Source organism: Micrococcus lylae (assembly GCF_900163825.1).
GTDB classification, from domain to species: domain Bacteria; phylum Actinomycetota; class Actinomycetes; order Actinomycetales; family Micrococcaceae; genus Micrococcus; species Micrococcus lylae.
The window spans coordinates 1-25,304 of the sequence record NZ_FUKP01000037.1 but is presented as its reverse complement, the minus strand read 5'-3'; the positions used below and the strand labels follow the sequence as shown (position 1 = coordinate 25,304).

25 protein-coding genes are annotated in these 25,304 nt (G+C 71.4%); 16 read left to right on the top strand and 9 right to left on the bottom strand.

The features are described from left to right. Positions 1-74 precede the first annotated feature (74 nt). A complete protein-coding gene (locus tag FM125_RS05475; RefSeq protein WP_087133894.1) occupies positions 75-797 on the bottom strand; it encodes a CGNR zinc finger domain-containing protein in 723 nt (240 codons plus the stop codon). 322 nt (positions 798-1,119) lie between these two features. Here FM125_RS05475 and FM125_RS05470 point away from each other — a divergent pair, with 322 nt between their 5' ends. Then, a complete protein-coding gene (locus tag FM125_RS05470) occupies positions 1,120-2,769 on the top strand; it encodes a thiamine pyrophosphate-dependent enzyme (RefSeq protein WP_087133893.1) in 1,650 nt (549 codons plus the stop codon). Positions 2,770-2,869: 100 nt separating this feature from the next. On the opposite strand, the gene FM125_RS05465 is transcribed toward FM125_RS05470, so the two are convergent. Further along, on the bottom strand, positions 2,870-3,310 hold the full coding sequence (locus FM125_RS05465; protein WP_087133892.1) for an arsenate-mycothiol transferase ArsC: 441 nt from the start codon (positions 3,308-3,310) through the stop codon (positions 2,870-2,872). A 280-nt stretch (positions 3,311-3,590) separates the two neighbouring features. On the opposite strand from FM125_RS05465, the gene FM125_RS05460 reads away from it, so the two are divergent. Then, positions 3,591-3,974 carry a MerR family transcriptional regulator gene (locus tag FM125_RS05460; RefSeq protein WP_067192142.1) on the top strand — a complete coding sequence of 128 codons (384 nt, stop codon included), beginning with the start codon at positions 3,591-3,593 and terminating at the stop codon, positions 3,972-3,974. A 73-nt stretch (positions 3,975-4,047) separates the two neighbouring features. Beyond that, positions 4,048-5,601: a SulP family inorganic anion transporter gene (locus tag FM125_RS05455; RefSeq protein WP_087133891.1), complete on the top strand. Its 1,554-nt coding sequence runs from the start codon at positions 4,048-4,050 to the stop codon at positions 5,599-5,601. A 294-nt stretch (positions 5,602-5,895) separates the two neighbouring features. On the opposite strand, the gene FM125_RS11955 is transcribed toward FM125_RS05455, so the two are convergent. Next, entirely contained in the window at positions 5,896-6,051 is a 156-nt protein-coding gene (locus tag FM125_RS11955) for a hypothetical protein (RefSeq protein WP_180525377.1), read from the bottom strand. Beyond that, positions 6,048-6,281 (bottom strand): GNAT family N-acetyltransferase, encoded by a 234-nt coding sequence (locus tag FM125_RS05450; RefSeq protein WP_087133890.1) that lies wholly within the window; start codon positions 6,279-6,281, stop codon positions 6,048-6,050. The genes FM125_RS11955 and FM125_RS05450 overlap by 4 nt, the downstream gene beginning before the upstream one ends. 370 nt (positions 6,282-6,651) lie before the next feature. Here FM125_RS05450 and FM125_RS05445 point away from each other — a divergent pair, with 370 nt between their 5' ends. The 5 genes from FM125_RS05445 to FM125_RS05425 all read left to right on the top strand — a co-directional run bounded on the left by FM125_RS05445 (position 6,652) and on the right by FM125_RS05425 (position 12,231). Continuing rightward, positions 6,652-7,041, top strand: a complete 390-nt coding sequence (locus tag FM125_RS05445; RefSeq protein WP_141756350.1) for a DUF779 domain-containing protein — start codon at positions 6,652-6,654, stop codon at positions 7,039-7,041. Then, positions 7,041-8,564, top strand: coding sequence for a GAF domain-containing protein (locus FM125_RS05440; protein WP_087133888.1), 1,524 nt, complete (start codon positions 7,041-7,043; stop codon positions 8,562-8,564). Before FM125_RS05445 ends, FM125_RS05440 begins: the two co-directional genes overlap by 1 nt. A gap of 106 nt (positions 8,565-8,670) precedes the next feature. Further along, positions 8,671-10,194: an acetaldehyde dehydrogenase ExaC gene (gene exaC / locus FM125_RS05435; protein ID WP_087133887.1), complete on the top strand. Its 1,524-nt coding sequence runs from the start codon at positions 8,671-8,673 to the stop codon at positions 10,192-10,194. Positions 10,195-10,378: 184 nt separating this feature from the next. Beyond that, positions 10,379-11,410, top strand: a complete 1,032-nt coding sequence (adhP, locus tag FM125_RS05430; RefSeq protein WP_087133886.1) for an alcohol dehydrogenase AdhP — start codon at positions 10,379-10,381, stop codon at positions 11,408-11,410. Positions 11,411-11,769: 359 nt separating this feature from the next. Next, a complete protein-coding gene (locus tag FM125_RS05425) occupies positions 11,770-12,231 on the top strand; it encodes a hotdog fold thioesterase (protein WP_087133885.1) in 462 nt (153 codons plus the stop codon). A 106-nt stretch (positions 12,232-12,337) separates the two neighbouring features. On the opposite strand, the gene FM125_RS05420 is transcribed toward FM125_RS05425, so the two are convergent. Beyond that, a complete protein-coding gene (locus FM125_RS05420) occupies positions 12,338-12,868 on the bottom strand; it encodes an SRPBCC family protein (protein ID WP_087133884.1) in 531 nt (176 codons plus the stop codon). Positions 12,869-12,949: 81 nt separating this feature from the next. Between FM125_RS05420 and FM125_RS05415 the strand changes: the two genes are divergently transcribed. After that, the gene (locus FM125_RS05415; protein WP_245829830.1) at positions 12,950-13,480 is read left to right on the top strand and encodes an SRPBCC family protein; all 531 of its coding nucleotides are present in this window, start codon (positions 12,950-12,952) and stop codon (positions 13,478-13,480) included. Between the two features lie 16 nt (positions 13,481-13,496). Beyond that, positions 13,497-13,919, top strand: a complete 423-nt coding sequence (locus FM125_RS05410; RefSeq protein ID WP_070637891.1) for a DUF4259 domain-containing protein — start codon at positions 13,497-13,499, stop codon at positions 13,917-13,919. A 241-nt stretch (positions 13,920-14,160) separates the two neighbouring features. On the opposite strand, the gene FM125_RS05405 is transcribed toward FM125_RS05410, so the two are convergent. The 3 genes from FM125_RS05405 to FM125_RS05395 all read right to left on the bottom strand — a co-directional run bounded on the left by FM125_RS05405 (position 14,161) and on the right by FM125_RS05395 (position 17,527). After that, positions 14,161-16,848, bottom strand: a complete 2,688-nt coding sequence (locus FM125_RS05405) for a heavy metal translocating P-type ATPase (RefSeq protein WP_087133883.1) — start codon at positions 16,846-16,848, stop codon at positions 14,161-14,163. Then, on the bottom strand, positions 16,848-17,066 hold the full coding sequence (locus tag FM125_RS05400; RefSeq protein ID WP_087133882.1) for a heavy-metal-associated domain-containing protein: 219 nt from the start codon (positions 17,064-17,066) through the stop codon (positions 16,848-16,850). The genes FM125_RS05405 and FM125_RS05400 overlap by 1 nt, the downstream gene beginning before the upstream one ends. A gap of 107 nt (positions 17,067-17,173) precedes the next feature. After that, positions 17,174-17,527: a metal-sensitive transcriptional regulator gene (locus FM125_RS05395; RefSeq protein ID WP_067190673.1), complete on the bottom strand. Its 354-nt coding sequence runs from the start codon at positions 17,525-17,527 to the stop codon at positions 17,174-17,176. A gap of 104 nt (positions 17,528-17,631) precedes the next feature. Here FM125_RS05395 and FM125_RS05390 point away from each other — a divergent pair, with 104 nt between their 5' ends. Beyond that, the gene (locus tag FM125_RS05390; RefSeq protein WP_180525374.1) at positions 17,632-19,017 is read left to right on the top strand and encodes an isochorismate synthase; all 1,386 of its coding nucleotides are present in this window, start codon (positions 17,632-17,634) and stop codon (positions 19,015-19,017) included. A gap of 94 nt (positions 19,018-19,111) precedes the next feature. On the opposite strand, the gene FM125_RS05385 is transcribed toward FM125_RS05390, so the two are convergent. Then, positions 19,112-19,384 (bottom strand): three-helix bundle dimerization domain-containing protein, encoded by a 273-nt coding sequence (locus FM125_RS05385; RefSeq protein WP_067190670.1) that lies wholly within the window; start codon positions 19,382-19,384, stop codon positions 19,112-19,114. A gap of 460 nt (positions 19,385-19,844) precedes the next feature. Here FM125_RS05385 and FM125_RS05380 point away from each other — a divergent pair, with 460 nt between their 5' ends. The 5 genes from FM125_RS05380 (at position 19,845) to FM125_RS05360 (ending at position 25,283) form a co-directional block, all read left to right on the top strand. Beyond that, complete coding sequence (locus FM125_RS05380; protein WP_245829828.1) at positions 19,845-20,651, top strand: oxygenase MpaB family protein; 807 nt, start codon at positions 19,845-19,847, stop codon at positions 20,649-20,651. A 43-nt stretch (positions 20,652-20,694) separates the two neighbouring features. Beyond that, on the top strand, positions 20,695-20,913 hold the full coding sequence (locus tag FM125_RS05375) for a hypothetical protein (protein WP_087133880.1): 219 nt from the start codon (positions 20,695-20,697) through the stop codon (positions 20,911-20,913). Between the two features lie 57 nt (positions 20,914-20,970). Then, positions 20,971-22,350, top strand: a complete 1,380-nt coding sequence (locus tag FM125_RS05370) for an MFS transporter (protein WP_087133879.1) — start codon at positions 20,971-20,973, stop codon at positions 22,348-22,350. A 208-nt stretch (positions 22,351-22,558) separates the two neighbouring features. After that, positions 22,559-23,893 (top strand): dual-specificity RNA methyltransferase RlmN, encoded by a 1,335-nt coding sequence (gene rlmN / locus FM125_RS05365; protein ID WP_087133895.1) that lies wholly within the window; start codon positions 22,559-22,561, stop codon positions 23,891-23,893. Positions 23,894-24,008: 115 nt separating this feature from the next. After that, the gene (locus tag FM125_RS05360) at positions 24,009-25,283 is read left to right on the top strand and encodes an IS30 family transposase (protein ID WP_087133878.1); all 1,275 of its coding nucleotides are present in this window, start codon (positions 24,009-24,011) and stop codon (positions 25,281-25,283) included. Positions 25,284-25,304 lie beyond the last annotated feature (21 nt).

Sequence of the window (25,304 nt, the reverse complement as noted above, 5' to 3'; positions counted from 1 at the left end):
TCCGGCCTCACTGGCCCCTGCATGTGTCAACAACGTCATGCCCTCCTACACCTAGGCGCAGCGCAGGGCCGGAATCAGTCCTTGGGCTTCTTCTTGCCCTTCTTCTTGGACTTCTTCTTGTCCTTGTCCTTCTTCTTTTTCTTCTTGGACGTCTTGGTCGCCTTGTCCTTGTCCCCGGAGGTGTGCTCGCCGGAGTTCCCGGAGGTCGTCTCCGGCGCGTCGTCCTCAGCGGCCTCGGCGGCCTCGGCCTGACGGGCCCGGTAGCTGCGCACGTGCAGGCGGTTGCCGCAGTTGGCCTCGTCGCAGAAGCGCTTGGAGCGGTTGCGGCTGGCGTCCACCAGGACGTTGCCGCAGTCCTCGCCGGCGCACACGCGCAGCCGGGCGGCCTCGCCCTCGGCCACCACGTCCGCCAGGGTCAGCGCGGCCAGCGCGGTCAGTCGTTCGACGGCGTCCGAGGTCTGCGAGGCCGGGCCGTAGACCAGGCCCTCCTCCGTCTCCACCAGCGCCAGCGCCCCGACCTCCGCCAGCAGCTCGTTGACCGGTTCCGTGACGTCCTCGCCGGCGTCGGCGGCGGTCCACAGCGCCGCGACGCGGCCGCGCAGCGCATGCGCCCGCTGCAGCGCTGCGTTGGCCACACGCACCCGGGACTTCCCCTCGTGCACCGCCGGCACCACGTCCGGGATCTGCGTGCCGTAGATCAGCCGCTCCTCCAGCACCTGCCCGCCGTGCGGGCCAGGCGCCGTGTTGAGGAACGTGGCGAGCAGGTGGAGGCGGTCCAGCGTGCGTGGGGAGAGCATGTCTGCACTGTACGACGACGGCCCCGGGCCTCGGCAGGGCACGTCGCCTCCCTGCTCGAGGACGGGTGAGGGGACAGGCGGAGGGCAGTGCCGTCGTCGGGAAGGGGAGGTGGCCGCCGCCGGCGGCCCGTGTGCCGGTGGCCGGAACGGGCACGCTGTCACACTCCGACCACATGCCCATGATGTGGATGCCGACTTCTCAATCCTCGAAAGGCGGGGGAGGCTCGGCTAGCGTGATCAGCGCACCGTCGTCACGGGAGGCGGTGGCACCGAGGCATGGGCCCGCGACGAGGCGGCGCCCCACGAAGTCAGGAGACGACCGATGTCGCAGACGGAGAACGCCGGCCACATGTCCGCCGGCCATGTGATCGTGAAGACCCTCGAGTCGCACGGAGTGAAGCGGATCTACACCGTGCCCGGCGAGTCCTACCTGGATGTGCTGGACGGCCTGCACGACTCGTCGATCGAGAACGTCGTCTGCCGCCACGAGGGCGGCGCCACCTACATGGCCGAGGCCGACGGCAAGATGAACGAGGTCCCCGGCGTGGCCATGGTGACCCGCGGCCCCGGCGCGGCCAACGCGCACGTCGGCCTGCACACCGCCTGGCAGGACTCCACCGCCATGGTGCTGTTCGTGGGCCTGATCCCGTTCGAGCACCGCGACCGCGAGGCCTTCCAAGAGTTCGACCCGCACGCCTGGTTCAACACCGGCGCCAAGCGCGTCATGGTCCTGGACCACGCGGAGCGCGCGTCCGAGATCGTGGCCGAGGCAATGTTCGCCGCCAGTTCCGGCCGGCCCGGCCCCGTGGTGGTCGGCCTGCCGGAGGACGTCATCCAGGAGGAGATCTCCGCGGCACTGCACCCGCAGATCCCCGTGGCCCAGGGCGGCATGACCGTGGAGGACTGGAAGGCGCTGCACTCCGCTCTGAAGGGCTGCGAGAAGCCCCTGTTCATCACCGGCGGCAACGACTGGACCGACGAGGGCGCTGCCATGCTCACCGAGTGGCTCGAGGCCCATGAGATCCCGGCCGCCGCCGAGTGGCGCACCGAGGGCACCGTGCCGTTCTCCTCGCCGTCCTACATCGGGCCCATCGGCTACGGCCGCCCGGACTGGACGCAGAAGCTGCTGGAGGAGACCGACCTGATCGTGTTCGTCGGCACCGTCCCCGGCGACGTGGTGACCGACGGCTTCACCATCCGCCAGAACTGGGACAAGAAGAACTTCCTGGTCACCATCGACCCGTCCCTGCGCGGCCGCTCCGGCCCGGTGTCCCACCAGATCGTGGCCAAGCCGGACGTGTTCGTCCGGGACCTGGTGCGCATGGACCTCGCCGTGAAGGACGAGTGGCGTGCGTGGACCCGGCGCATGCGCGGCGAGCAGGAGGAGTTCGCGGCGCTGCCGGCTGCCGAGCCGTGCGACGGTCAGGCGAGGATGGCGACCCTGATGGCGAACCTCATGCCGAAGCTGCCGAAGGATTCGATGATCTCCCTCGGCGCCGGTGAGCACACCAACTGGGCGCACCGCTACTTCCCCACCGAGGGATACCGGGCCATGATCTCCGCCCGCAACGGCTCCATGGGCTACTCCGTGCCCGGTGCCGTGGCCGCCTCCCTGAACTTCCCGGACCGCGTGGTGGTGACCATCGCCGGCGACGGCGAGTTCCTCATGAACGGCCAGGAGCTGGCGACTGCGGCACAGTACGGTGCCAGGCCTCTCGTGGTGGTCATGGACAACCAGGAGTACGGCACGATCCGCACCCACCAGGAGCGCCAGTACCCGGAGCGCATCTCCGGCACCCAGCTGAAGAACCCGGACTTCGCGACGATGGCCGAGGCGTTCGGTGGCGTGGGCGTGCGTGTGGAGCAGGACGCGGACGTGCCGGCGGCGGTGGACGCGGCGCTGCAGGCCGTGCAGGGCGGGCAGTTCGCGCTGATCCACCTGATCGTGGAGCAGCGGGTCAAGGCGTACTGACGCCTGACCCTGAGTCTCCGTTCGGGAGAACGACGAGTCCCCGGGCACTGTCGTTCGAGAGGCCGTCGAGTCCCCGAAGCCTGCCCGCCCTTCGCCGCTGTCACCGAGGGGACGAGGTGAGCTCGGCGTGGAGCTCGCGCACGCGGCGTGCGATGTCGTCGCGGACCAGACGCATGCGCACGGCTCCCTCGATCCCGCGCTCGGACGGCTCGTCCGTGTGCCAGGTCTCCACTGTGCCGGCCATGTCCACCGCCGGCTCCACGCGGGCCTCGGACCCGAGCACCACCACGCGGTCCACCCGGCGCAGCAACTCCGGGTCGATCGCCTTCGGTGTGCCCGCAGACATGTCCGCACCGACTTCCGCCACGGTCTCCGCGGACAGCGCGTTGATCGCCGTTCCGGGGTGGGTGCCGGCCGAGTGGACCTCCACGGCGTCGCCGGCCAGCTGCTCCATGAGGGCGGCGGCCATCTGGGACTTGCCGCCGTTCTTCTTGCAGACGAACAGGACGGAGGGGCGGGGCTGCTCTGCGGGTGCGATCATGGGATCTCCTGGGTGAGTGGTGAGGGGGATGAGGAGTCGTGGCCTGGGAGCGCCGGACGGCGTCGGGCCCCACAACATATCGACAACTGTCGATATGGAGGAAGAATCGAGCCGAGGCGAGGGTCAATCGTGTGCGGTGGCCGTCGTCGGGAAGCGGGTGTGGTGGCGTCATGCGGCACGCCCGGCGCCCCGGTAGGGTCGAGGGGCGGCGTGGAGCACGCGGTGCGAGGGCGGAGTGCGGATCCGCGGCGCGAGCGCCGACAGAGAAGAGGTGAGGACGATGGGCGAGGGCACCGGTGAGGTGGGTGGCCGCACCATGCAGATCGGTGAGGTGGCCGAGCGTGTGGGACTCTCCCTGCGCTCCATCCGCCACTACGACGACGTCGGGCTGGTTCCGCCGTCCGCCCGCAGCGAGGGCGGCTTCCGCCTCTACACGGAGGACGACGTCGAACGACTGCGGCGGGTCAAGCACATCGTTCCGCTCGGGTTCAGTCTCGAGGAGACCTCCCGCATGCTCGAGCTGCTCGAGTCCGGAGCGGTGGGCGACGACCCTGCCGTGCTGGACGGGTTCCTGGAGCGGGCCCGCCGCGGTCGGGAGACCCTGGCCCGCAAGCTGGCCCAGGCGGACGAGCTGCTGGCCGAGCTGGAGGGCCTCGCGCACTGACGGGCGTGTGATCTGCCCCTCTTTTTGGGGGAGGTCGGCAACTCTACCCTTACGTAAGGTTAGAGTCTGAGCCATGGTCGACTCTCGCATTCCTTCCCCCGCGCCCCCTGATCCCGCCGACACCCCTGTGGAGACCCCGGAGCAGCAGCAGTCCGTCCGCCGCGCCCTGCGCTCGCCCCGCCGCCTGAAGACCGAGGTCCTGGCCGGACTCGTGGTTTGCCTCGCGCTGATCCCCGAGGCCATCGCGTTCGCGCTGATCGCCGGAGTGGACCCGCAGGTCGGCCTCTTCGCCGCCGCCACCATGGCCATCGCCATCGCCATCGCCTTCGTGGGCGGACGGCCCGCCATGATCTCCGCGGCCACCGCGGCCACGGCCCTCGTGGTGGCGCCCCTGGTGCAGTCCCACGGACTGCACCACCTCTTCGCCGCCGTGATCCTGGCCGGCGTCTTCCAGGTGCTCCTTGGCCTGGCCGGCGTGGCCAAGCTGATGCGGTTCGTGCCACGCTCTGTGATGGTTGGGTTCGTCAACGCCCTGGCCATCCTGATCTTCAGCTCCCAGCTGCCGGACCTGATGGGCGTCCCCTGGCTGGTCTACCCGCTGACGGCGCTCGGCCTGGCGATCATCCTCCTGCTGCCGCGGGTGACCACGGTGGTCCCCGCCCCGCTGGTGGCGATCGTGGTGGTCACGGCCCTCACCCTCACGTTCGCCGTGGATGTGCCCACCGTGGGGGACAAGGGCCAGTTGCCGGACTCCCTCCCGGCCCTGCTCATCCCGGACGTGCCCTTCACCCTGGAGACCCTGCAGCTGCTCGCCCCCTACGCGCTCGGCATGGCCGTCGTCGGGCTGCTGGAGTCCCTCATGACCGCCAAGCTCGTGGACGACATCACGGACACCCGCTCCTCCAAGGTCCGCGAGTCCTGGGGGCAGGGCGTGGCGAACATCGTGTCCGGTCTCTTCGGCGGCATGGGCGGCTGCGCCATGGTCGGCCAGACCATGATCAACGTGAAGGCCTCTGCCGCACGCACCCGCATCTCGACCTTCCTGGCTGGCGTGTTCACGCTGATCCTGTCCGTCAGCCTCGGCGACGTGGTGGCGCTGGTGCCCATGGCCGCCCTGGTGGCCGTGATGATCTTCGTGTCCCTGGCGACCTTCGACTGGCACTCGATCCGCCCGTCCACCCTCGCCTTCATGCCGAAGTCCGAGACCCTCGTGATGCTCGTGACCGTGGTGGCCACCGTGGCCACCCACAACCTGGCCGTGGGCGTGGGCCTGGGCGTGCTCACCGCCATGGTGATGTTCGCCCGCCGGGTGGCCCACCTGGCCACCGTCTCCCGCACGGTGGACGGTGAGGGCGAGGACGCGGTGGCCCGGTACCGGGTGCGCGGCGAGCTGTTCTTCGCCTCCTCCAACGACCTCTACACGCAGTTCGACTACGCCGAGGACCCGGGGCGCGTGGAGATCGACTTCCGCGAGGCCCACCTCTGGGACGCCTCCACGATCGCGTCGCTGGACGCCATCGAGGAGAAGTACCGCCGCAACGGCACCACGGTGGAGATCACCGGGCTGAACGTGGCCAGCCGGGCCATGCGCGCCCGGATGGCCGGCCGCCTCGGCGGCGGCCACTGACGCGGCCCGGGGACGACGACGGCCGCGAGCCGACGCCGGCCCACGGAGCGTTGTCGTTCGGGAAACCGTCGGGTCCGGCGTGGCATGCCACCCGTTCCACTCCACGTTTTCGCTGACAAAACGGGGCGACGGCATGCGGTGCCAGCCTGAGACGGGAGGAACTCCTCCAGGGTGTTCCTCCCGTCTCGCCAGCGAAAAAACGCTGAGGGCGTGGGGCGGCAGGGTGCGGCGCGGCGCCCGGCTGAGGGGACGGGGCTGCTCCGACAGGTCCTCCCGTTTCGTGGGCGAAAACGGTCAGAGAGAGGTGGGTGCCGTCGTCGGGACGTCGAAGCGGCGGGTCCGCGGCCCGTGCGGGTTGCCGTCCGCGCGGGCGAGGACCACGTCCCGCTCCACGCCGCCGCAGGCACGGATCACCGCGGCCGACCCGGTGTTCTTCACCCCGCAGGTCACCAGCGCCGAGGCTCCCCGCGCTCACCGACCAGGCGGAGCGCCCCGCGGAGCATCCGGGAGGCGTGGCCACGGCGGCGGGAGCCGGGGCGCACGCAGTAGCCGGTGTGACCGTTGACGTGACGCAAGGCGTCGTTGAGCTCCCGCCGGATGGAGACGCGGTCCACGAGGTTCCCGTCCTCGTCCTCGGCCACCAGGAAGGACGCCGGAACCCAGCCGGGGGTCCACGTCACCGGCGGCCTCGCGGCCGTCCACGACGGTGCTGGAGGAGGGGGCGCGTGGGGAGGTCCTGGGACGAGCCCCGTGACGGTGCGCTGGGGAACTCCCAGGCCCGGCCCCGTGACACCGGTCACAGTGCTCACTACGATGGGTGGACGGTCCGCGGCGTCCCCGACTGCGCGCCGCGGGTGACCGTCCGGAACGACAGTCCGGCAAGGAGGTTGCCCCATGGAACCCGACGTTCTCCCGAACGACAGCGCCGCCGAACGCGACGGTTTCCCGAACGAAAGCGCAAGGGGGAGTGACGCGGCGGCCGACGCGGCCGTCGTCGCCGTGCTCGACGCCCGCCCCGAGATCTCCGGCGAGACCGACTCCCGCGTCGCCATGACGCTGGCCGCGCTCACCCTGCTGCGCCGCCTCATCCCGATCCACGGCCCGCTGATGTTCCACCAGTCCGGCGGCTGCTGCGACGGCTCCTCGCCCATGTGCTACCCCGCCGGGGACTTCAAGACCGGCGGCTCGGACGTCCTGCTGGGCACCTTCGACCTCTCCGCCGCTGCGGACGCCGACGCCCCGGCCGACGGCACCGACCCCGTCCCCGCCGACGCCGCCGAGATCGCGTTCTGGATGTCCGCCGCCCAGTTCGAGTACTGGAAGCACACCCACCTCACCCTGGACGCCGTGGCCGGCCGCGGCTCCGGCTTCTCGGTCGAGGCCCCGGAGGGCAAGCGGTTCCTCATCCGCTCCCGCCTGCTCGCACAGGACGCGGCCTGATGGCGCCGACCCTCGCTGTGGGCGCCTACCGGCGCGTCGTGGAGAGGGCCCACGAGTCGCTCTCCACCGCTGCGCTGCCGCTGGTGCCGCCCGCGGGCAGCTCCCCGGCCACCGGCTCGAGGACCCGCCCCCGCAGCCCCCTCACCACGTCCGCCGGCACCGCTGACAACGAGGGCCTGCGCGCCGCCCTGCAGGGCCTGCGCCGCGAGGTCCGCGAGTCCTGGCTCCGCTCGCTCAGCGGCTTCACGGCCCCGCGTCTGCTCGGCGAGACCGACCCCGCCACCCTCAGCGACGCCGACCTCACCGTGGCCCGCCGCGAGCAGCGCATCGCCGCGGCCCTGCCGATCGTCCGCCGCATGCTCGTGGAGCCCGCGGCGGAGGCCGGCCTGGTCGTCGCGATCGGCAACGAGCACGGGCACCTCCTCTGGGTCGAGGGGGACCGCACCGCATTGAACCGCGCCGAGGCCATGGGCTTCGTCCCCGGCGCCGACTGGTCCGAATCGTCCATGGGCACCTCCGCCCCGGGCGTCGTCCTGGCCACCGGCTCCGCCATGCAGGTCAGCGGCGCCGAGCACCTCAGCCACCGCGTCCACCCGTGGAACTGCTCGGCGGTCCCGCTGACGGACCCGGTCACCGGCCGGCTCGTGGGCGTCATCGACCTCACCGGCGGCGACGACGCCGTCAGCCCGCTCGCCCTGCCCCTGCTCCAGTCCACCGCGGACGCCGTGCACGTCGCCTGGCGTGACCTGCCCGCCCCCGCGCACGCCACCACCGGCACCTCCTTCCCGACGACGGCCCCCTCACCTCCGCCTGCCGCCTCGCCGGCACCCGACGGCCCGGCGGCACCTGCGGCGACCGCGCCCCACCGCCACGCCGCCGCCGGCCTGCTGCGCGTCACCGGCCACCTGCCGCCGATGCTCGACGGCGTGGAGCTGACCGGCCGCCACGCCGAGATCCTCACGCTGCTGGCCTGGCACGGCACGGGCCTGACCGGCGCCGAGCTCGAGGCGGCGCTGTATCCGGAGGAGGGGACCGTCGTCGGGAAGCGGCGAGCTGGGACGGAGGGCCGCCGCCCCGCGACGGCCGACGGTGCCGCCCGGGCGATCTCCCTGCGCGCCGAGGTGCACCGGCTGCGGCGGACCCTGCAGAACGCCGATGCCCCGGTGGAGCTGCTGTCCCGCCCCTATCGGCTCGACGGCCACGTGCACGTGGACGCGCTGTGCGCCCGCGACGCCCTGCGCGACGGGGACCTGGACCGCGCCCTGTATGCCGCCGCGGGGCCGGTGCTGCCGCGGTCGGAGTCGCCGGGCATCGACGCGATCCGTGCCGAGCTGGGGGAGGGGCTGCGGGAGGCCGTCGCCCAGGACGCGGACGCCGAGCAGCTCTGGGCCTACCTGGACCGGCCCGAGGCCCGCGACGACGTCGAGCTGTGGGGTGCGGCGCTGCAGCTGTTGCCGGCCGACTCGCCCCGGCGGGCGCTGGCCGTGGCCACCCTGGAGCGGCTCGAGCGCGAGATCGGCTGAGCGCCGCCCCCGTTGCAACGTTCGTGCAACGTCCCCGTGACTAGCGTCACAGTCATGGACGAGGGCGCCGCCCCGGCGCCGCAACCGCAGACGAAGGAGTCACACGATGACCGTCTACGCATTCCCCGGAACCGACGGAGCCGAGGTCGAGTTCAAGCCCCGCTATGAGCACTACATCGGCGGCGAGTGGGTCGCCCCGAAGAAGGGCCAGTACTTCGAGAACATCACCCCCGTGACCGGCAAGGTGTTCACCGAGGTCGCCCGCGGCACCGCCGAGGACATCGACGCGGCGATCGACGCCGGCTGGGCCGCCTTCGAGACCTGGGGCAAGACCTCCGCCACCGAGCGCTCCACCATCCTGCTGAAGATCGCGGACCGGATGGAGGAGAACCTCGAGATGCTCGCGGTCGCCGAGACGTGGGACAACGGCAAGGCCATCCGCGAGACCCTCAACGCGGACGTGCCGCTGGCGATCGACCACTTCCGCTACTTCGCCGGCGCCATCCGCGCCCAGGAGGGCGGCCTGTCCCAGCTCGACGACGACACCACCGCCTACCACTTCCACGAGCCGCTCGGCGTTGTCGGCCAGATCATCCCCTGGAACTTCCCGCTGCTGATGGGCGTCTGGAAGCTTGCCCCGGCCCTGGCCGCCGGCAACTGCGTGGTCCTCAAGCCCGCCGAGCAGACCCCGGCCTCGATCATGGTGCTCATGGAGCTGATCGGAGACCTGCTCCCGGCCGGTGTGGTGAACGTGGTCAACGGCTTCGGCCTCGAGGCCGGCAAGCCGCTCGCCCAGAACCCGCGGATCCGCAAGGTCGCCTTCACCGGTGAGACCACCACCGGCCGCCTCATCATGCAGTACGCCTCCGAGAACATCATCCCGGTGACCCTCGAGCTCGGCGGCAAGTCCCCGAACATCTTCTTCGAGGACGTCATGGACTCCGACGACGCCTTCTGGGACAAGGCGCAGGAGGGCTTCACCCTCTTCGCGCTCAACCAGGGCGAGGTCTGCACCTGCCCGTCCCGCGCGCTGGTCCAGGAGTCCATCGCGGACAAGTTCCTCGAGACCGTGGTGGCCCGCACCGAGCGGATCAAGACCGGCAACCCGCTGGACACCGAGGTCATGATGGGCGCCCAGGCCTCCAACGACCAGCTGGAGAAGATCCTCTCCTACCTGGACATCGGCAGGCAGGAGGGCGCCGAGGTGCTCACCGGCGGTGCCCAGGCCGAGATGGAGGGCGAGCTCGCCGGCGGCTACTACGTGCAGCCGACCATCTTCCGCGGCAACAACTCCATGCGGATCTTCCAGGAGGAGATCTTCGGGCCGGTCGTCTCCATGACCACCTTCACGGACTTCGACGACGCCATGACGATCGCCAACGACACCCTCTACGGCCTCGGCGCCGGCGTCTGGTCCCGCAACGGCAACACCGCCTACCGGGCCGGCCGCGCCATCCAGGCCGGCCGCGTGTGGGTGAACAACTACCACAACTACCCGGCCCACGCGGCGTTCGGCGGGTACAAGGCCTCGGGCATCGGCCGTGAAAACCACAAGATGATGCTCGAGCACTACCAGCAGACCAAGAATCTGCTCGTCTCCTACTCCGAGGACAAGCTCGGGTTCTTCTGAGCCGATCCCGCGGTCAGGCACGGCGACGGCCGGCGGTGAGCGGCCGTCGTCGTGCCCCGGGGCCGCCGGGCGACCCCCGAGCGTCGTCGCCGGTGCGACGGCAGGCACCCGGCCCCCTGCAGACCATCCCCACCCCCACGTTCGATCCCAGAAACACCACACTCCACAAGAAAGGTGATTCCCCATGACCGCCATGAAGGCAGCAGTCGTCACCCGGTTCGGCAACGAGACGGAGGTCAAGGAGGTCGAGCGCCCGACGCCCGGCCAGCACCAGGCACTCGTGAAGCTCATCGCCTCCGGCGTCTGCCACACGGACCTGCACGCGATGGAGGGCGACTGGCCGGTGAAGCCGACCCCGCCGTTCATCCCCGGTCACGAGGGCGTCGGCATCGTCGAGGAGGTCGGCCCGGACGTGGAGAACGTCAAGGTCGGAGACATGGTCGGCAACGCCTGGCTCTGGACCGCCTGCGGCCACTGCCAGTACTGCCGCACCGGCTGGGAGACGCTCTGTGAGGAGCAGCTCAACGGCGGCTACTCCACCGACGGCTCGTTCGGCGAGTACATGCTCGTGGACACCCGCTACGCGCCCGTCATCCCGGAGGGCTCGGACCCGTTGGAGGTCGGTCCGATCCTCTGCGCCGGCGTCACCGTGTACAAGGGGCTGAAGCAGACCGAGGTGCGTCCCGGCCAGTGGGTCGTCATCTCCGGCATCGGCGGCCTGGGGCACATCGCCGTGCAGTACGCGGTGGCCATGGGCATGCGCGTGGTGGCGGTGGACGTCGCCGACGACAAGCTCAAGCTCGCCGAGCGTCACGGCGCCGAGATCACGGTCAACGCGAACGTGGCCGACCCGTCCGTTCAGATCCAGGAGAAGATCGGCGGCGCCCACGGCGTGCTCGTCACCGCGGTGCACCCGCAGGCGTTCGGCCAGGCGATCGCCATGACCCGCCGCGGCGGCACCATCGTCTTCAACGGCCTGCCTCCGGGAGACTTCCCGGCCCCGATCTTCGACATCGTCCTCAAGGGCCTGACCATCCGCGGCTCGATCGTGGGCACCCGTCAGGACATGGTCGAGGCGCTCGAGTTCTACGCGGCCGGAAAGATCAAGCCGACCTTCCACACCCGCCCGCTCGGCGACATCAACGCGGTGTTCGATGAGATGCGGCACGGCAAGATCGACGGCCGCGTGGTGATCGACTACGCGATGGAGGACTGAGGCCTCCAACGCAACGTCCCAGCGCCCCGATCCGGGTGCAACGGGCCCGGTGCCGACTCATCGGCGCCGGGCCCGCGGTCGTGTGCGGGCAGGTGAAAGACGGCGCTTTCGCTCGCGACATGGGAGGCGCTTTCGCTCGCGACATGGGAGGCGGGGCTTGTCGTTCCGCCGGCGGGAACAGGCAGGGACGGCTTCCCGACGTCGGCCCCGCACCTCGGCCCGTCTCCTCGCCTCCTTGAGTGGGCGCGCTCACCGGCATACTGGTCGGGATCGGTGCCCACCGTCCGCCAGGGCGCCGGTGCACCCTGCGCACAGCACCCGCCCTGCGCCCCGCAGGCCCACCGCTTCGAAGGAGCAGCATGACCGAGAACGTCGCCCCGACCACCCCCGCCGAGGCCGGCGGCGAGACCGAGTCCCTGGAGCCCGTCCGCGCCCGCCTGGAGGAGATATACGTCAACGACCCGGCCGTGAAGGACCACGGCGTGAGCCTCGGCGAGGTGGCGGTCGGCCACGTGGAGATGCACCGTGACGTCACCGAGGACATGGTGAACTCCCACAAGATCTGCCACGGCGGCTTCCTCTTCCACCTCGCAGACACCGCCCTGGCCTACTGCGTGGCCACCTCCGGCGCGGCCCCGGTGACCCGCCGTGCGGAGATCACCTACGTGGCCCCGGCGAAGCTCGGCACCCGCCTGACCGCGATCGCCCGCCAGCAGATCGAGTTCGGCCGCGACCGCATGATCGAGGTCCGCATCGAGGCCGACGGCGAGCTCGTCGCCTACTTCACCGGACACTCCACCAGCCCGCGTCCGCGCGCCTGAGCGGTGCGACCGGTCCGGCGCGTCGGCCTCGTTGCCGGTGCGACCGGTCCGGAGCGACCGGTCCGGTGCGTCGTGGCCGGTGCTGCGGCGCGTACGCGGCGCCGGTTCAGGCGTGGCGCGCGGCCAGGCGCGTGAGCGAGGCGGAGATGCCGCGGGCGTTCTCCTTCTGCAGCCGCAGCAGCTCGTAGGCCTTGGCCTGCCGCTCGCCGACCCACGAGTAGTCGAAGGTCTCGGTGACCTCCGTGGTGCCGTCCCCGTTGTCCCGGAACTCCCAGCGCCAGCGGTGTCCGCCCGGGTGCGCCCACTCGATGAGGCGGCCCGGCTCGGAGCCGGTGACGGTCAGGGGCATCACGTAGGGCACCCGGTACTTCTTCATGTGGACCCTGAACCGGTCGCCCACAGCAAGCCGGTGAGGGCCCTCCACCCGCGGCTTCACGGTGCCGGAGCCGTCCACCTCGTGGTGGCGATGCGGGTCCGCGAGCAACGCCCACAGCTCGTCCGCGCCGGCCCTCACCGTCAGCCGGTAGGCCACCTGGCGCTCGCCGACCTCCACCCGCTCGGGCCAGGCGACCTGCTTCGCGGCCTGGGGCGGTGCGGTGGTGTTCTCGCCGGTCTCGGAACGGATGTGCTCGCTCATGGGGTCGAGTCTAGGGACTGACGCACGGGCCCGTCGCGGGTCTACGCTGACGACGGAACACACCCTCCGGAAGGAGACCCCATGACCGCCGTCGAACCGATGTGGAGCATCAGGGTGAGCCGGCATGTCGAGGCGCCGGCCGCCGTCGTGTGGCAGGTGATCACGGACCTGGAGGGGATGGCCGGGCTGCTGCCGGACATCGTTCGGCTGGAACGGCTTTCCGACGACGGCCCCGGCACCTACCATCGCGGCACCCGGTGGCGCGAGACGCGCCGCATGTTCGGCCGGGAGGCCACCGAGACCATGGAGGTCACGGCGGTGGACCCGGAGCGGCGGACGGACATCGTGGCCGAGCATGGCGGTGTCCGGTACGACACCGGCTTCGACCTCGCCCCGGCCGGCAACGGCGCCGAGCCGGACGGCACCGACCTGGTGTTCCGGTTCGACGCCACCCAGGTCGGGGAACCTGCGACGGGGGTGAAGGGCCTGGCCGAGCGGGTCGGCATGACGGTCATGGGCCCGCTGGCCATGAGAGTCACGCGGAAGCAGATGGAGCGGGAACTGTCACTCATCGCGCAGCGGGCGGGACATCTGGCCGCGGGCGGCGGATGAGTCCTAGTCTGGCGACATGTCCAGCTGGGGAACGAAGGTCTTCGAGAACGACACCGCCACCGACCTCCTCGACGAGGTCCTGGACGGCACTTTCCGCCTGGACGACTACCGGCGCACCATCCGCGCCGAGTCCTCCGACGGCTACATCTCCATGCGCACGGGCGAGCAGCTCCTCGCCATGGGTGCGCTGGTGCGGGTGGCGCGCGGGGACGAGATCGACGCGCTCGACCAGATCGTGGAGCACGCCCAGCTGGGAGAGGGCGCGGAGCTGGACCTGGCCCCCTTCCTGGAGCAGTTCTCCGAAGAGGACATCGACCGGCTGCGCGAGCACATCGGCATGACCCTGCGCGAGCCGGCCGTCTCCGAGCTGTTCGAGCGGTGGGAGGAGTCCGGCGAGCTCGAGCGCTGGCTGGAGCGCTCCCGCGCCGTCGTGCCGTGAGCTGGTGAACGCTCGGTCCTGAGCGCTCGACTCTGGGGGCTCGGTCCTGAGCGCTGGACCCTGAAGGCTCGGTCCTGAGCGCTGGACCCTGAGGGTTCGGTCCTGAGCGCTCGATCCGATTCGGAGTGCGCCAGAGTGGCTCTCGATCGGAACGAAGGCCCGGCGGCCCGCCGGGCTCCCCGCCCCGACGCCCCGACGCCCTGGACCTGCCAGGTGGCCGGGGCGTCGTCGTGCCTTGGCGTCAGCGCGCGTAGCGCGTGAGCCGCAGGGAGTTGAGCACCACCAGCACGGAGGAGGCGGCCATCGCCCCGCCGGCGATCATTGGGTTGAGCAGGCCCAGTGCCGCCACCGGGATGCCGAGCGTGTTGTAGGCGAACGCCCAGAACAGGTTCATGCGGATCACGCCGAGCGTCTTCCGGGACAGCTCCAGTGACTGCACCACCTGCCGCAGGTCCGACCCCATCACGGTGATCGCCGCGGCCTCGCGCGCCACATCGGTGCCCGAGCCCATCGCGATGCCCACGTCCGCCAGGGCCAGCGCCGGGGCGTCGTTGACGCCGTCGCCCACCATCCCGACGACGGCTCCCTCGCCCTGCAGAGACCGGACCACCTCGACCTTGGCCTCCGGCCGGACACCGGCCACCACGTCCTCCGGGTCGATCCCGACCTCGGCGGCGACGGCCTGCGCGACGGCGGCGTTGTCCCCGGTGACGAGCATCGGACGCAGGCCCATGGCCTTGAGGTCCGCGATGGCTGCGGCGGAGGACTCCTTCACGGTGTCCTGCACGGCCACGAAGCCGGCCAGCTCGCCGTCCACGGCCACCCAGACGGCCGTCGACCCGGACTCTTCGGCCGCTGAGAACCGGGCTTCGGCCTCGGGGGAGAACGGGCGGGTGACGTGCTGGAGGATGAGGTCGCCGCGGCCGACCGCCACGTGCTGGGACGCGGGGACGGCAGTGCCCTGCCCGGCGGTCTGCTGCCCTGCGACGTCGGGCGCGGACTCCGCCTGGGCCTGGTCGTCGAACACCACGCGACCGCTCACGCCGCCGCCGGCCGAGGACGCGAAGTCCTCCACGGCGGGCAGCTGCAGTCCGTGCTCCGCGGCGCCCTCCACGATCGCCTTGGCGATCGGATGCTCCGAACCGTGCTCCACCGCTGCGGCGAGGGTGAGCAGGGCCGCCTGGGCCGGGGTCAGCGCCCGGTGGGCGTCGTGGCGGGGGCGGGTGCCGTCGTCGGGAAGGGGGGCCGCCGGAACAGACCCGACGTTTTCCCGAACGAAAGCGTCCGGGGACTCGACGTTCTCCCGAACGAAAGCGCCATGGGCGTCGCCGTCGACCTCACCGTCGGGCAGGGGCACGACCTCCGTCAGCCGCATGCGGCCCTCGGTGACGGTGCCGGTCTTGTCCAGGACGATCGTGTCCACGGTCCGGGAGTCCTCGAGGACCTCGGGGCCGCGGATGAGGATGCCCAGCTGCGAGGCCCTTCCCGTCCCGGCCAGCAGCCCCACGGGCGTCGCCAGGCCCAGCGCGCACGGGCACGCGATCACCAGCACGGCCACAGACGCCCGCAGCGCCGAGGCCACGTCCCCGCCGGTCACCAGCAGCCACACCACCAGGGTGACCGCGGCGATCGCCATGACGATCGGCACGAACACCGCGGAGATGCGGTCCGCCAGCCGGGCGACCTTCGCCTTGCCGGTCTGTGCCTCGGCCACCAGCCGGCCCATCTGGGCGAGCGTGGTGTCCGCGCCGGTGCGCACGGCCCGCGCCACCAGCCGCCCGGTGACGTTCACGGTGGCGCCGGTGAGCTCGTCACCGGGTCCGACCTCCACCGGCACGGACTCGCCCGTCAGCAGCGAGGCGTCCACGGCGGAGGTCCCCTCGACCACCACGGCGTCGGTCGGGACCTTCTCGCCGGGGCGGATCAGCACCGTGTCGCCCGGGGCCAGGGACTCTGCCGGCACCACCTGCTCGGTCCGCGTGGCCGGGTCCCACAGCGTCGCCTGCGCGGCGCCGAGGTCCAGCAGTGTCCGCAGTGCCTGCCCGGCCCGGCGCTTCGCGCGCGCCTCGAGCCAGCGGCCCAGCAGCAGGAACGTGGTGATGACCGCCGCGGTCTCGAAGTAGAGGCTGTGGTCCGCCATCTCGGCCATCGTGCGGCCCACGTGTGCGGTCATCTGCGGGTGCAGGAGCAGCTCGATCGTCGAGTAGCCCCAGGACACCAGCACGCCGACGGACACCAGCGTGTCCATGGTGGACGATCCGTGCCGGGCGGTGCGCGCGGCGGCCGCGTGGAAGGGCCAGGCTGCGTAGAACACCACCGGCGCGGACAGGGCGAGCGCCACCCAGCCCCAGTGCGGGAACTGCGCGGCAGGGACCATCGAGACCACCACGGTCGGCACGGTCAGCAGCGCCGCCACCACCAGCCGCCGCAGCAGCGTGTCCGGGGCGTGCGCATCGGTGGCGCCGGAAGCGGGGTCGGCAGGGGAGCCGGCGGGTGTGCCGCCGTCCGGGTCGGCCGGGTCCGTCGGGTCGTCGGGACGGCGGGTGCCGTGCTTCCCGACGACGGCCGGGGCCTTCTCCTGCACGCTCGCCCCGTAGCCGGCCGCCTCCACGGCGGCGATCAGCTCCGCGTCCGAGACGGACTCGGGTGCGGTGACGGCGGCCTGCTCCAGCGGCAGGTTCACCGTCGCCGAGACCCCGTCCACCTTGCCCAGCTTGCGCTCCACTCGGCGCACGCAGGACGCGCACGTCATGCCCGTGACGTCAAGGGTCACGGTGCGGGTGGGCGCCGGCGTCTCCTGTGCGTGCGCGTCCGCCGGGTCGTGCGGCGCCGGGGCGGTGCCGTGTGACGCCTGAGGCGAGGCCGTCGCCGAGGCCTCCGCCGAGGCGGGGCGGCCGTCGTCGGGAAGGGGTGAGGGGCCGGTGGGCATCAGGCGGACACGACCTCGTAGCCGGCCTCCTCGACCGCGGCGCGCAGGTCGGCGGGGTCCAGGGGCTGGTCGGAGGTGACGGTGGCGGTGGAGACGCCGCCGGGGACGAGGTCGACGTTCACGGCGGTGACCGTCGGCAGCTCGGAGATCTCCTCGGTGACGGAGGCGACGCAGTGGTCGCAGGTCAGTCCGGTCATCGTCAGTGCGGTGGTGGCCATGTGGGGCTCCTTCTGTGTGTGTGGGACGGATGGGGAGAGGTGCGACTCGGGGACGGGGCGGGGCCTGCTCAGCGTGTTCAGGTCCTTGACAGCGTGCTCAAGGCGGTTCAGCGCAGGAGGCGGCCGATCGCGGCGGTGGCCTCGGCGACCTTCGCGTCTACGATGTCTGCGCGGCCGGTGTGGTCGGCCTGCACGGCGGCCTCGGCCACGCAGTGCCGCAGGTGGTCCTGCACAAGGGCGAGGCTCACGGACTGCAGGGACTTCGTGGCGGCCGAGACCTGCGTGAGGATGTCGATGCAGTAGACGTCCTCGTCCACCATGCGCTGCAGCCCGCGGATCTGGCCTTCGATGCGGCGCAGGCGCTTGAGGTACGCATGCTTCTGCTCGCCATAGCCGTGGGTGTGGCCGGCGTCGGCATGGTCCTCAGCGTCGTCGCAACAGCTGGTTACGGTGCTCTCCATACCCTCTGTTCTATACCCCCTGGGGGTATGAATGCAACGTGGTCGGCATCTCAGCCGGACCGCTGCGGGACGCCCCACACCTCGGGTGCGGAACAATGGGTGGCATGTCCGCCCCGCACGAGAATCTGCGCTCCCTCCTGCCCTCCGTCCATGCCGACGCCGCCTTCGCGGACGCCGTGGTGTGGGTCCAGGGGGAGAAGGCTCTGGTCGGAGCCGGAGGGTGGACCGTGCTGCTGCAGGGCAAGGACCGGCTGCGCCGCATCTCCCAGCTGTGGTCCCGCAGTGTGAAGGCCACCCCGCAGACCGGCACCCTGGCGATGCTCCCTGTGCCGGCGGCGGAGGCGGACGAGCCGCGGCCGCAGCCGGCCCAGCGGGCCTGGGTGGCTGGGACCTTCACCGACGCCTCGGACGAGCCGGCCGTGCTGCGCATCCCCACGCACTGGACCGAGCAGAGTCCGCAGGGCGTGAAGCTGTTCGTGCAGGACGTCTCCGCCACCGCCCTGCGCGCGGCCGTGGCCGTGGACGAGGCCGCTGAGCTCGCCCCGCACGGGCACATGCCGCTGCCGGCCGCGGACCCGGAGCGCGCCTGGGACGACTCCGGCTACGCCGACGGCGTCCGTGCGGTGCTCGAGCGCCTGGGCCGGCCGTCCGAGGGCCCGGAGGCCACCGGCGAGATCCTGCGCAAGGTGGTCATCAGCCGCACCGAGACCGTGCCGGCGGATGAAGGTGCGCTCTGGTCTGCGTTGGACCGGCTGCGCGAGGCCTACCCGCAGACCTGGGTGTTCGCCGTCGGCGGTCTGCTGGGTGCCACCCCGGAGATGCTCGCCACCCAGCACGACGGCGCGGTGGAGTCCCTCGTGCTCGCCGGCTCCGTGCCACGCGGGTCCACCGTGCAGGCTGACGCGGCGGCCAAGGCGTACATCGCCGCGGACCATCGCCTGGCGGACGAGCATCACTGGGCCGCGCGCTCCGTGTGGGAGGCGCTGACCCCGGTGCTTCAGATGGACGACTCGACGTTCATGCCGCACCTGCTGACCCTGCCGAACGTGCACCACCTGGCCACCCGCATCTCCGGGCAGCTCAAGGCCGCCGCCGGCACCGTGCTGGACGTGGTCACCCGCATGCACCCGACCGCCGCCGTGGGCGGCACCCCGACGCCCGACGCCGTGCGCGTGATCGCCGAGGTCGAGCCGGTGGACCGCGGCCGCTACGGCGCACCCGTGGGCTGGGTGGACGGCTCAGGCGACGGTGAGATCGCCCTGGCCCTGCGCTGCGGGCAGGCCATGCGGGCGGCGGAGGGGCCGGACAGGGGCGCAGGCGACGGCGTGGCGAACGCCGAGGGTGAGCCCAGTCCCGACGTGGCCGTGGCCGTACGCCTGCACGCAGGCGGCGGCATCGTGCCGGGCGCGGACCCGGCCGAGGAGGTCACGGAGATCGGCGTGAAGTTCCAGCCGATGCGCCGGGCGCTCGGTGTGGATGTCGGCGCCTGAATCCTTCTTCTCCACGCACGACGACGGCGGGGCACCTTCCGTGCGAAAGGTGCCCCGCCGTCGTCGGGAAGCCTGAGCGGTCCTCCGGGTGGGGTCAGGCGGCCGCCAGCTCCATGTCCTCCTCCATCTCGCGGAGGCGACGCTCGGCGTCGTGCTCGGTGAGTGTCGGCATGAAGTGGTACAGGCGGGCGGTGGCCTTGAACTCGTCGACGACCTCACGGAAGGTCGATCGGACGGTGGCCTCGCCGAGGGTGGCGGCGTGGCGGGCGACCAGGTCGTTCTCGACGCGGGTCATCACGCGGCGCAACAGGACGGGGTTCGGCTGGGTGGGCAGGGCCTCGCGGTACTCGGTGGTGTTGATGCTCATGTGCGAGCACCTCCTTTGCGTGCCGGACGGATCCGGCGTCTCGGGGCGGACGTTCGGGGAAGCGGTCCGCCGGGAAATCTTCGGTTCTGGTTCGCTCTCCGTTCGGGAAGGTGAACGGGAAGTGAACAACTCCTAAACCAAGGATACGCGAAACGGGGTGAAAAGCAAGTGTGGACAGGGCGGTCGGCATGGCGGGGGTCACAGTGCGTGGCAGGCGGGTGGCGAGGAATCGGCGCGATTCCACGGTTTCTGGCGGCACGGTCGATGGTGAACTGAGGTGAACACAAGGTGAACGGCGCCGCCCGTGCGCGGTTCACCGGACGTTCACTCGAGCGCGGGTCGGGGCCACCCTCCGGGCGCCGTCGGCAGCGCGGCCCCTGTGCCCAGCCACCCCGCTCGTCGTCGCTCGCGAAAGGGGAGGCCCTCCACCGCCGGCCGCACGCCCTGCGACGATGGAGCCATGACCTCGCTGCGTCCCCTCCTGCGTCCAGCACCTCCGCCGCGCACGGCGGCGGAGGTCGCTCGGCAGTCGGTCATGCTCGCCGGGGCCGGGGCGGCGATCCTGCTGCAGGTGGCGGACCATCGGGTGGGGGCGGGAGTGGCCGCGCACTCGCGGTTCACCGAGGACCCGATCGCCCGGCTGCGGCACACCCTGCAGTACATCTGCGTGGCCGTGCTGCCGGAGGCACAGTTCGCACGCAGGAAGGTGCTGGGACACGTCCACCGCGCGCACGCTCCCGTCCGCGGGCTGGACGCACAGGGCCGGGCGTATTCGGCCTTCGACCCCGACGCCCAACTTTGGGTCGCCGCCACCCTCTACTGGGCCGGGGAGCAGGTGCGCCACCGCGTCTGGGGCACGCTTCCAGCCGACCAGGCGGAGCGGATGTACCGGGAGTACGCGTCCCTGGCGACCTCGCTCGGCGTCGCGGAGGAGCGCTGGCCGGCCGACCGCACCGCCTTCGACGCCTACTGGGACTTGCAGATGGCCGGGCTGGAGATCACCCCCGAGGTCCGCGCCATCGCCGCCGACCTCTTCTCCGGGCAGGGCCTGTCACCGCCCTTGCGCGCCGCTCTGCCTCTGGCGAGGCTGCTCACCGCCGGGCTGCTGCCAGCACCCGTCCGCACCGGGCTCGGTTGGGGGTGGACCGGCCGGGACTCCCGCCGCGAGGCGCGCATCTGGGCCGTGGCCGCACCCGTGTACCGGCGCCTGCCAGAGGCACTGCAGGCAAGCGTGGCCCGCTGGATCCTGCGCACACTGCGGCGTTGAGCGCGCCGGCCGACCTCCCCGCCGATCTGGGAGGATGACAGGCATGAGCACCACGGAATGGGTCGTCGTCGGCCTCATGGTCCTCGCGCTGATCGCGATGCCGTTCATCGCGCGGGCCGTCCTGCGCGCGCCCATGGAGCGCATCATCGAGCGCAAGGACATGCGCAGCCGTCCGGGCCTGATCGTCGGCAACTCGCCCGCCCACCGTCGGGCCAAGGCCCGCGCCGGACGGCAGACCCGGCGCCGCCCCGACGACGGCTGACCCCTCCCATTTCGCGAGCGACAACGGCAGGGAGGGCTCGGGTTTACCCTGGTCCCTGTGAACGCGAACATCCCCGACGCCCTGTGGCCCAGCCGTCGCTCCATCGCGTTCACCGTCTACCTGATCGCGTGCGTGGTGCTGATCGCGCTGAACCTGCGCACGGTCTTCTCCTCCTTCGCCGCGGTCCTCACCGAGTGGACGGCGCTGACCGGCATGGGCCCCGGCGCCGTCGCGCTGATCTCGGCCCTGCCGGTCACGGTCATCGGGCTCGCGGCCCCGCTCGTCCCCCTGTTGGCCCGACGCTGGGGCACCTGGTCCGCGCTCGCCGTCGGCCTCGTCCTCATTGCGGCGGGCCTGTGCATCCGCTCCCTCCCCGCCGGCGACGCCCTCTGGCCCCTCTGGGTCGGCACCCTTGCCGCGGCCCTGGGCATCTCCGTGGGCAACGTGGTCCTGCCGGTGATCGTGAAGATGGACTTCCCCTCCAGCATCGGGCTGATGAGCGGCATCTACACCATGACCATCTGCGCGTCCGCCGCGCTCGGCGCCGCCTTCACCCAGCCGCTGCTCGGCGCGCTCGGGGACGTCCGCCTCGCCCTCGGCGCCTGGGCCGGCTTCGCGCTCCTGGTCCTGATCGCGATCGCCCCTGCCCTGTGGTCCATGCGCGGCCTGGTCGGCCGCGTCCATCGCCCGGACCCCGCGTCGTCCCGACGACGGCTCCGCACCTCCGCCGGGCCCCGCACCGTGTCGTCGGCCGGCTCTGTGGGAGCCGGCGGGGTACGCCCCGCCGACCACGATGGCCAGGCGAGCGGACAGGCGGAGGACGGTGCCGTCGTCGTGCCCCACCCGGAGCGGGAGGCGAGCCCGTTCCGGTCCCGGACCGCCTGGTGGCTGACGCTGATGATGGCCGCGCAGGCGATGAGCTCGTTCGCGGTGTTCGCGTGGATGGCGCCGATCCTGCGACACCGGGGGATGGAGGCCGGGGCTGCGGGGTCGGTGGTTGCGGCGTCGATCATGCTGCAGGTGGCCGGGTCGCTGGTGGCGCCGATCCTGGCGGCCCGGATGCGGCGGCAGTCCTGGCTGGCCGTGGCCGCGGCGGTGCTGACGGGGGCGGGGTTCGTGCTGGTGATCCTCGGGCCGATGGGGGCGATGGGCGTGTGGGCGGCGATGCTCGGCGTCGGGCAGGGGGCGCTGACCGCGGTGGCGCTGACGATGATCGGGCTGCGCACAGCGACCGCGTCCATGGCGTCCAGGCTGTCCGGGATGATGCAGGGCGTCGGGTACACGCTCGGCTCGTCGGGAACGTTCCTGGTGGGGCAGCTGTTCGCCGTGACGGGTTCCTATGTGCCGGCGGCCGTGCTGTTCGCGTGCACCGGGACGCTGGCGGCGGTGTTCGGATACCTGGCCGGGCGGGACAGGACCGTGCACGTGCGGGAGTAGCGGCCGGGCCGGCCCCGGACGTCGTTGCTGGAGACCTCGTCGTTTTCGCTAGCGAAATGGGAAGCGGTCGTGGGCTTCCGCCTCCCCTTTCGCGAGCGAAAGCGCTGGGCCTGCCTCCCCTTTCGCGAGCGAAAGCGCAGCGGGGGTGCAGTTGCCCGTGACCGGCGGCACCTGACCGTGCCCGCCCCGGGATGGGACAATGGCCGAGATGAGTGAAAAGAGCCCCCGCCGCCCGAACCCCCGCACCCGCAGCGCCGCATCCGCCGAGCGCCCCCAGGTGCTGCCCCAGGCCGAGGGCTGGACCCAGGCCGCCGACGCCGAGGGCCGCCCGCTGCTGCAGTTCAAGCAGCCGCGCGTGAAGCAGCCCCCGCAGCACCTCGCCGACATGACCCTGGAGGAGCGTCAGGCCAAGGCCAAGGAGATCGGCCTGCCGGCGTTCCGCGCCAAACAGCTCTCGGTGCACTACTTCGAGCGCCACACCACGGACCCGGAGCAGATGACCGACCTGCCCAAGGACAAGCGTGCGCAGATCGCCGAGGCGTTCTTCCCTCCGCTGCTCACCGAGGTGCGCCGCCTCAAGACGGACGACGGCGCCACCATCAAGTTCCTCTGGCGCCTGTTCGATGGCGCGCTCGTGGAGTCCGTGCTCATGCGCTACCCGGGCCGCGTCACGCTCTGCGTGTCCTCGCAGTGCGGCTGCGGCATGAACTGCCCGTTCTGCGCCACCGGCCAGAACGGACTGACCCGGAACATGTCCGCCGCGGAGATCGTGGAGCAGGTGGTCCGCGCCAACCAGGTGATCGCCGCCGGAGACCTGGGCGGCCTGCAGAAGAAGGGACACAACGCCGAGCGCGTCACGAACATCGTGTTCATGGGCATGGGGGAGCCGCTGGCGAACTACAAGCGCCTCATGGCCGCCGTGCACCGCATGGTGGACCCGGCTCCGGAGGGCTTGGGCATGTCCGCCCGTAACATCACCGTCTCCACGGTGGGGCTGGTGCCGGCCATCAGGAAGCTCGCGCAGGAGAAGGTCCCGGTGACCTTCGCGCTGTCCCTGCACGCCCCGGACGACGAGCTGCGCGACGAGCTCATCCCCGTGAACTCCCGCTGGAAGGCGGACGAGGCGATCGACGCCGCCTACGAGTACTTCCAGGCCACCGGCCGCCGCGTGTCCATCGAGTACGCGCTCATCAAGGACATGAACGACCACCCGTGGCGCGCCGACCTGCTGGCGAAGAAGCTCAACGCCCGGGGACGCGGCTGGGTGCACGTGAATCCGATCCCGCTGAACCCGACTCCGGGCTCCATCTGGACGTCCTCCGAGCCGGACGTGATGCGCGAGTTCGTGCAGCGCCTGGAGGACGCCGGCATCCCGTGTACCCTCCGCGACACCCGCGGCAAGGAGATCGACGGCGCCTGTGGCCAGCTCGCCGCCGACGGCGAGGACGAGGCCGCGGCCGAGAAGGTCGCCGTGGAGCAGGCCGGCGAGGCAGGGCAGGCCGGCGAGGCAGGGCAGGCCGCGGAGGGCACCTCGGCCTCCTGAGGCGGCCTCCCACCTGCGTTTTGAGGGCACAACACGGCGTTGAGTTGCAGGCGGATTCCATCGGTGAGTGCAACAGATCTTCCAGGGCCTACCAGGAAGGTCTGTCGTACTCACCATGGCCGCTATCTCTCGTGCTGCTTCGAAGCGGCTGCGTCTGCAAGTGCTTGATCTGATGCTCGCCGGGGGCACCTCGAAGTCCGTAGCCGAGCAGGTCGGAGTCTCCGGTACTTCCGTGCGCCGCTGGTGCCAGCAAGCAGGACTGCACAGAGCCCAGGGATGGGCAGGCAAGGATGTCTCCGTGATCCCTGCGAATGTTGCACCCCTGCCGGCCCGCACCGGCCACGCCCGTCGTCTGAGCCTGGCAGAACGCACGAAGATCGAGTTACGCCTGAACGATGGCTGGTCCCAGTCCCGTATCGCCGATGACCTCGGTGTGCACCGTTCCACGATCAGCCGCGAGCTGGCCAGGAACACGTTGAGCTGGGGCCGTTCCTGCAAGACCGGTGGCCCGGCGGACTCGGCCTACAACGCCGCCACCGCCCAGCACCACACCGACTACCGGCGGGCACGGCCGAAGACCAGGAAGCTGCACGCTCATCCGGCGCTACGTCACCAGGTGCTGCGCCTGATGGCCGAAGGGCACTCACCGCCACAGGTCAGCGTGCGCCTGAGGCATCTGTTCCCGGATGATGAGCGCATGCGCATCAGCCACGAGAGCATCTACCAAGAGCTGTATCTGCAGGCCCGTTCGGTGCTGCTGCAGGAGCTGAAGGTCGAAGTCGCGCTGCGCTCGGGACGCACCGGACGTATCCCGGCCTCCAAGCTGCCGCCTGCTTCCAAGCGGACCTGGCTACAGGGGTGTCTGTTGGCCGACCGGGAGCAGATGTTCGCCGCCGAGATCTGCGAACGCAAGATCCCCGGGCACTGGGAAGGGGACCTGGTCGTGGGGCCGGGCAACTCCGCGTTGATCACCCTGGTCGAGCGAGTCTCACGCTTCACGCTGCTGGGGCGACTGCCCGGGGCCAGGGACTCCGAGACGGTCATCGACAAGCTCACACGGATGGTCGAGTCCTTGCCCGAGGCGGTGCTGCGCTCGTTGACCTGGGACCAGGGATCGGAGATGGCCAAGCATGCTCGTTTCACCGTGGCCACCGGCTGCCCGGTGTTCTTCGCAGACCCGCACTCGCCCTGGCAGCGGGGCACGAACGAGAACCTCAACGGTCAGCTGCGCTACGAGTACCCCAAGGGCACGAACTTCAACACACTCACCGATCAGGACATCCAGGACACGCAGGACCGGTTGAACCATCGTGGGCGAGTGATCTTGGCAGGAATGACACCGGCTGAGAAGCTAGATGTACCCGGCCATCACGTTGATGACACTCGTTGAGCGGGAGTCTTGCCCCCAAGC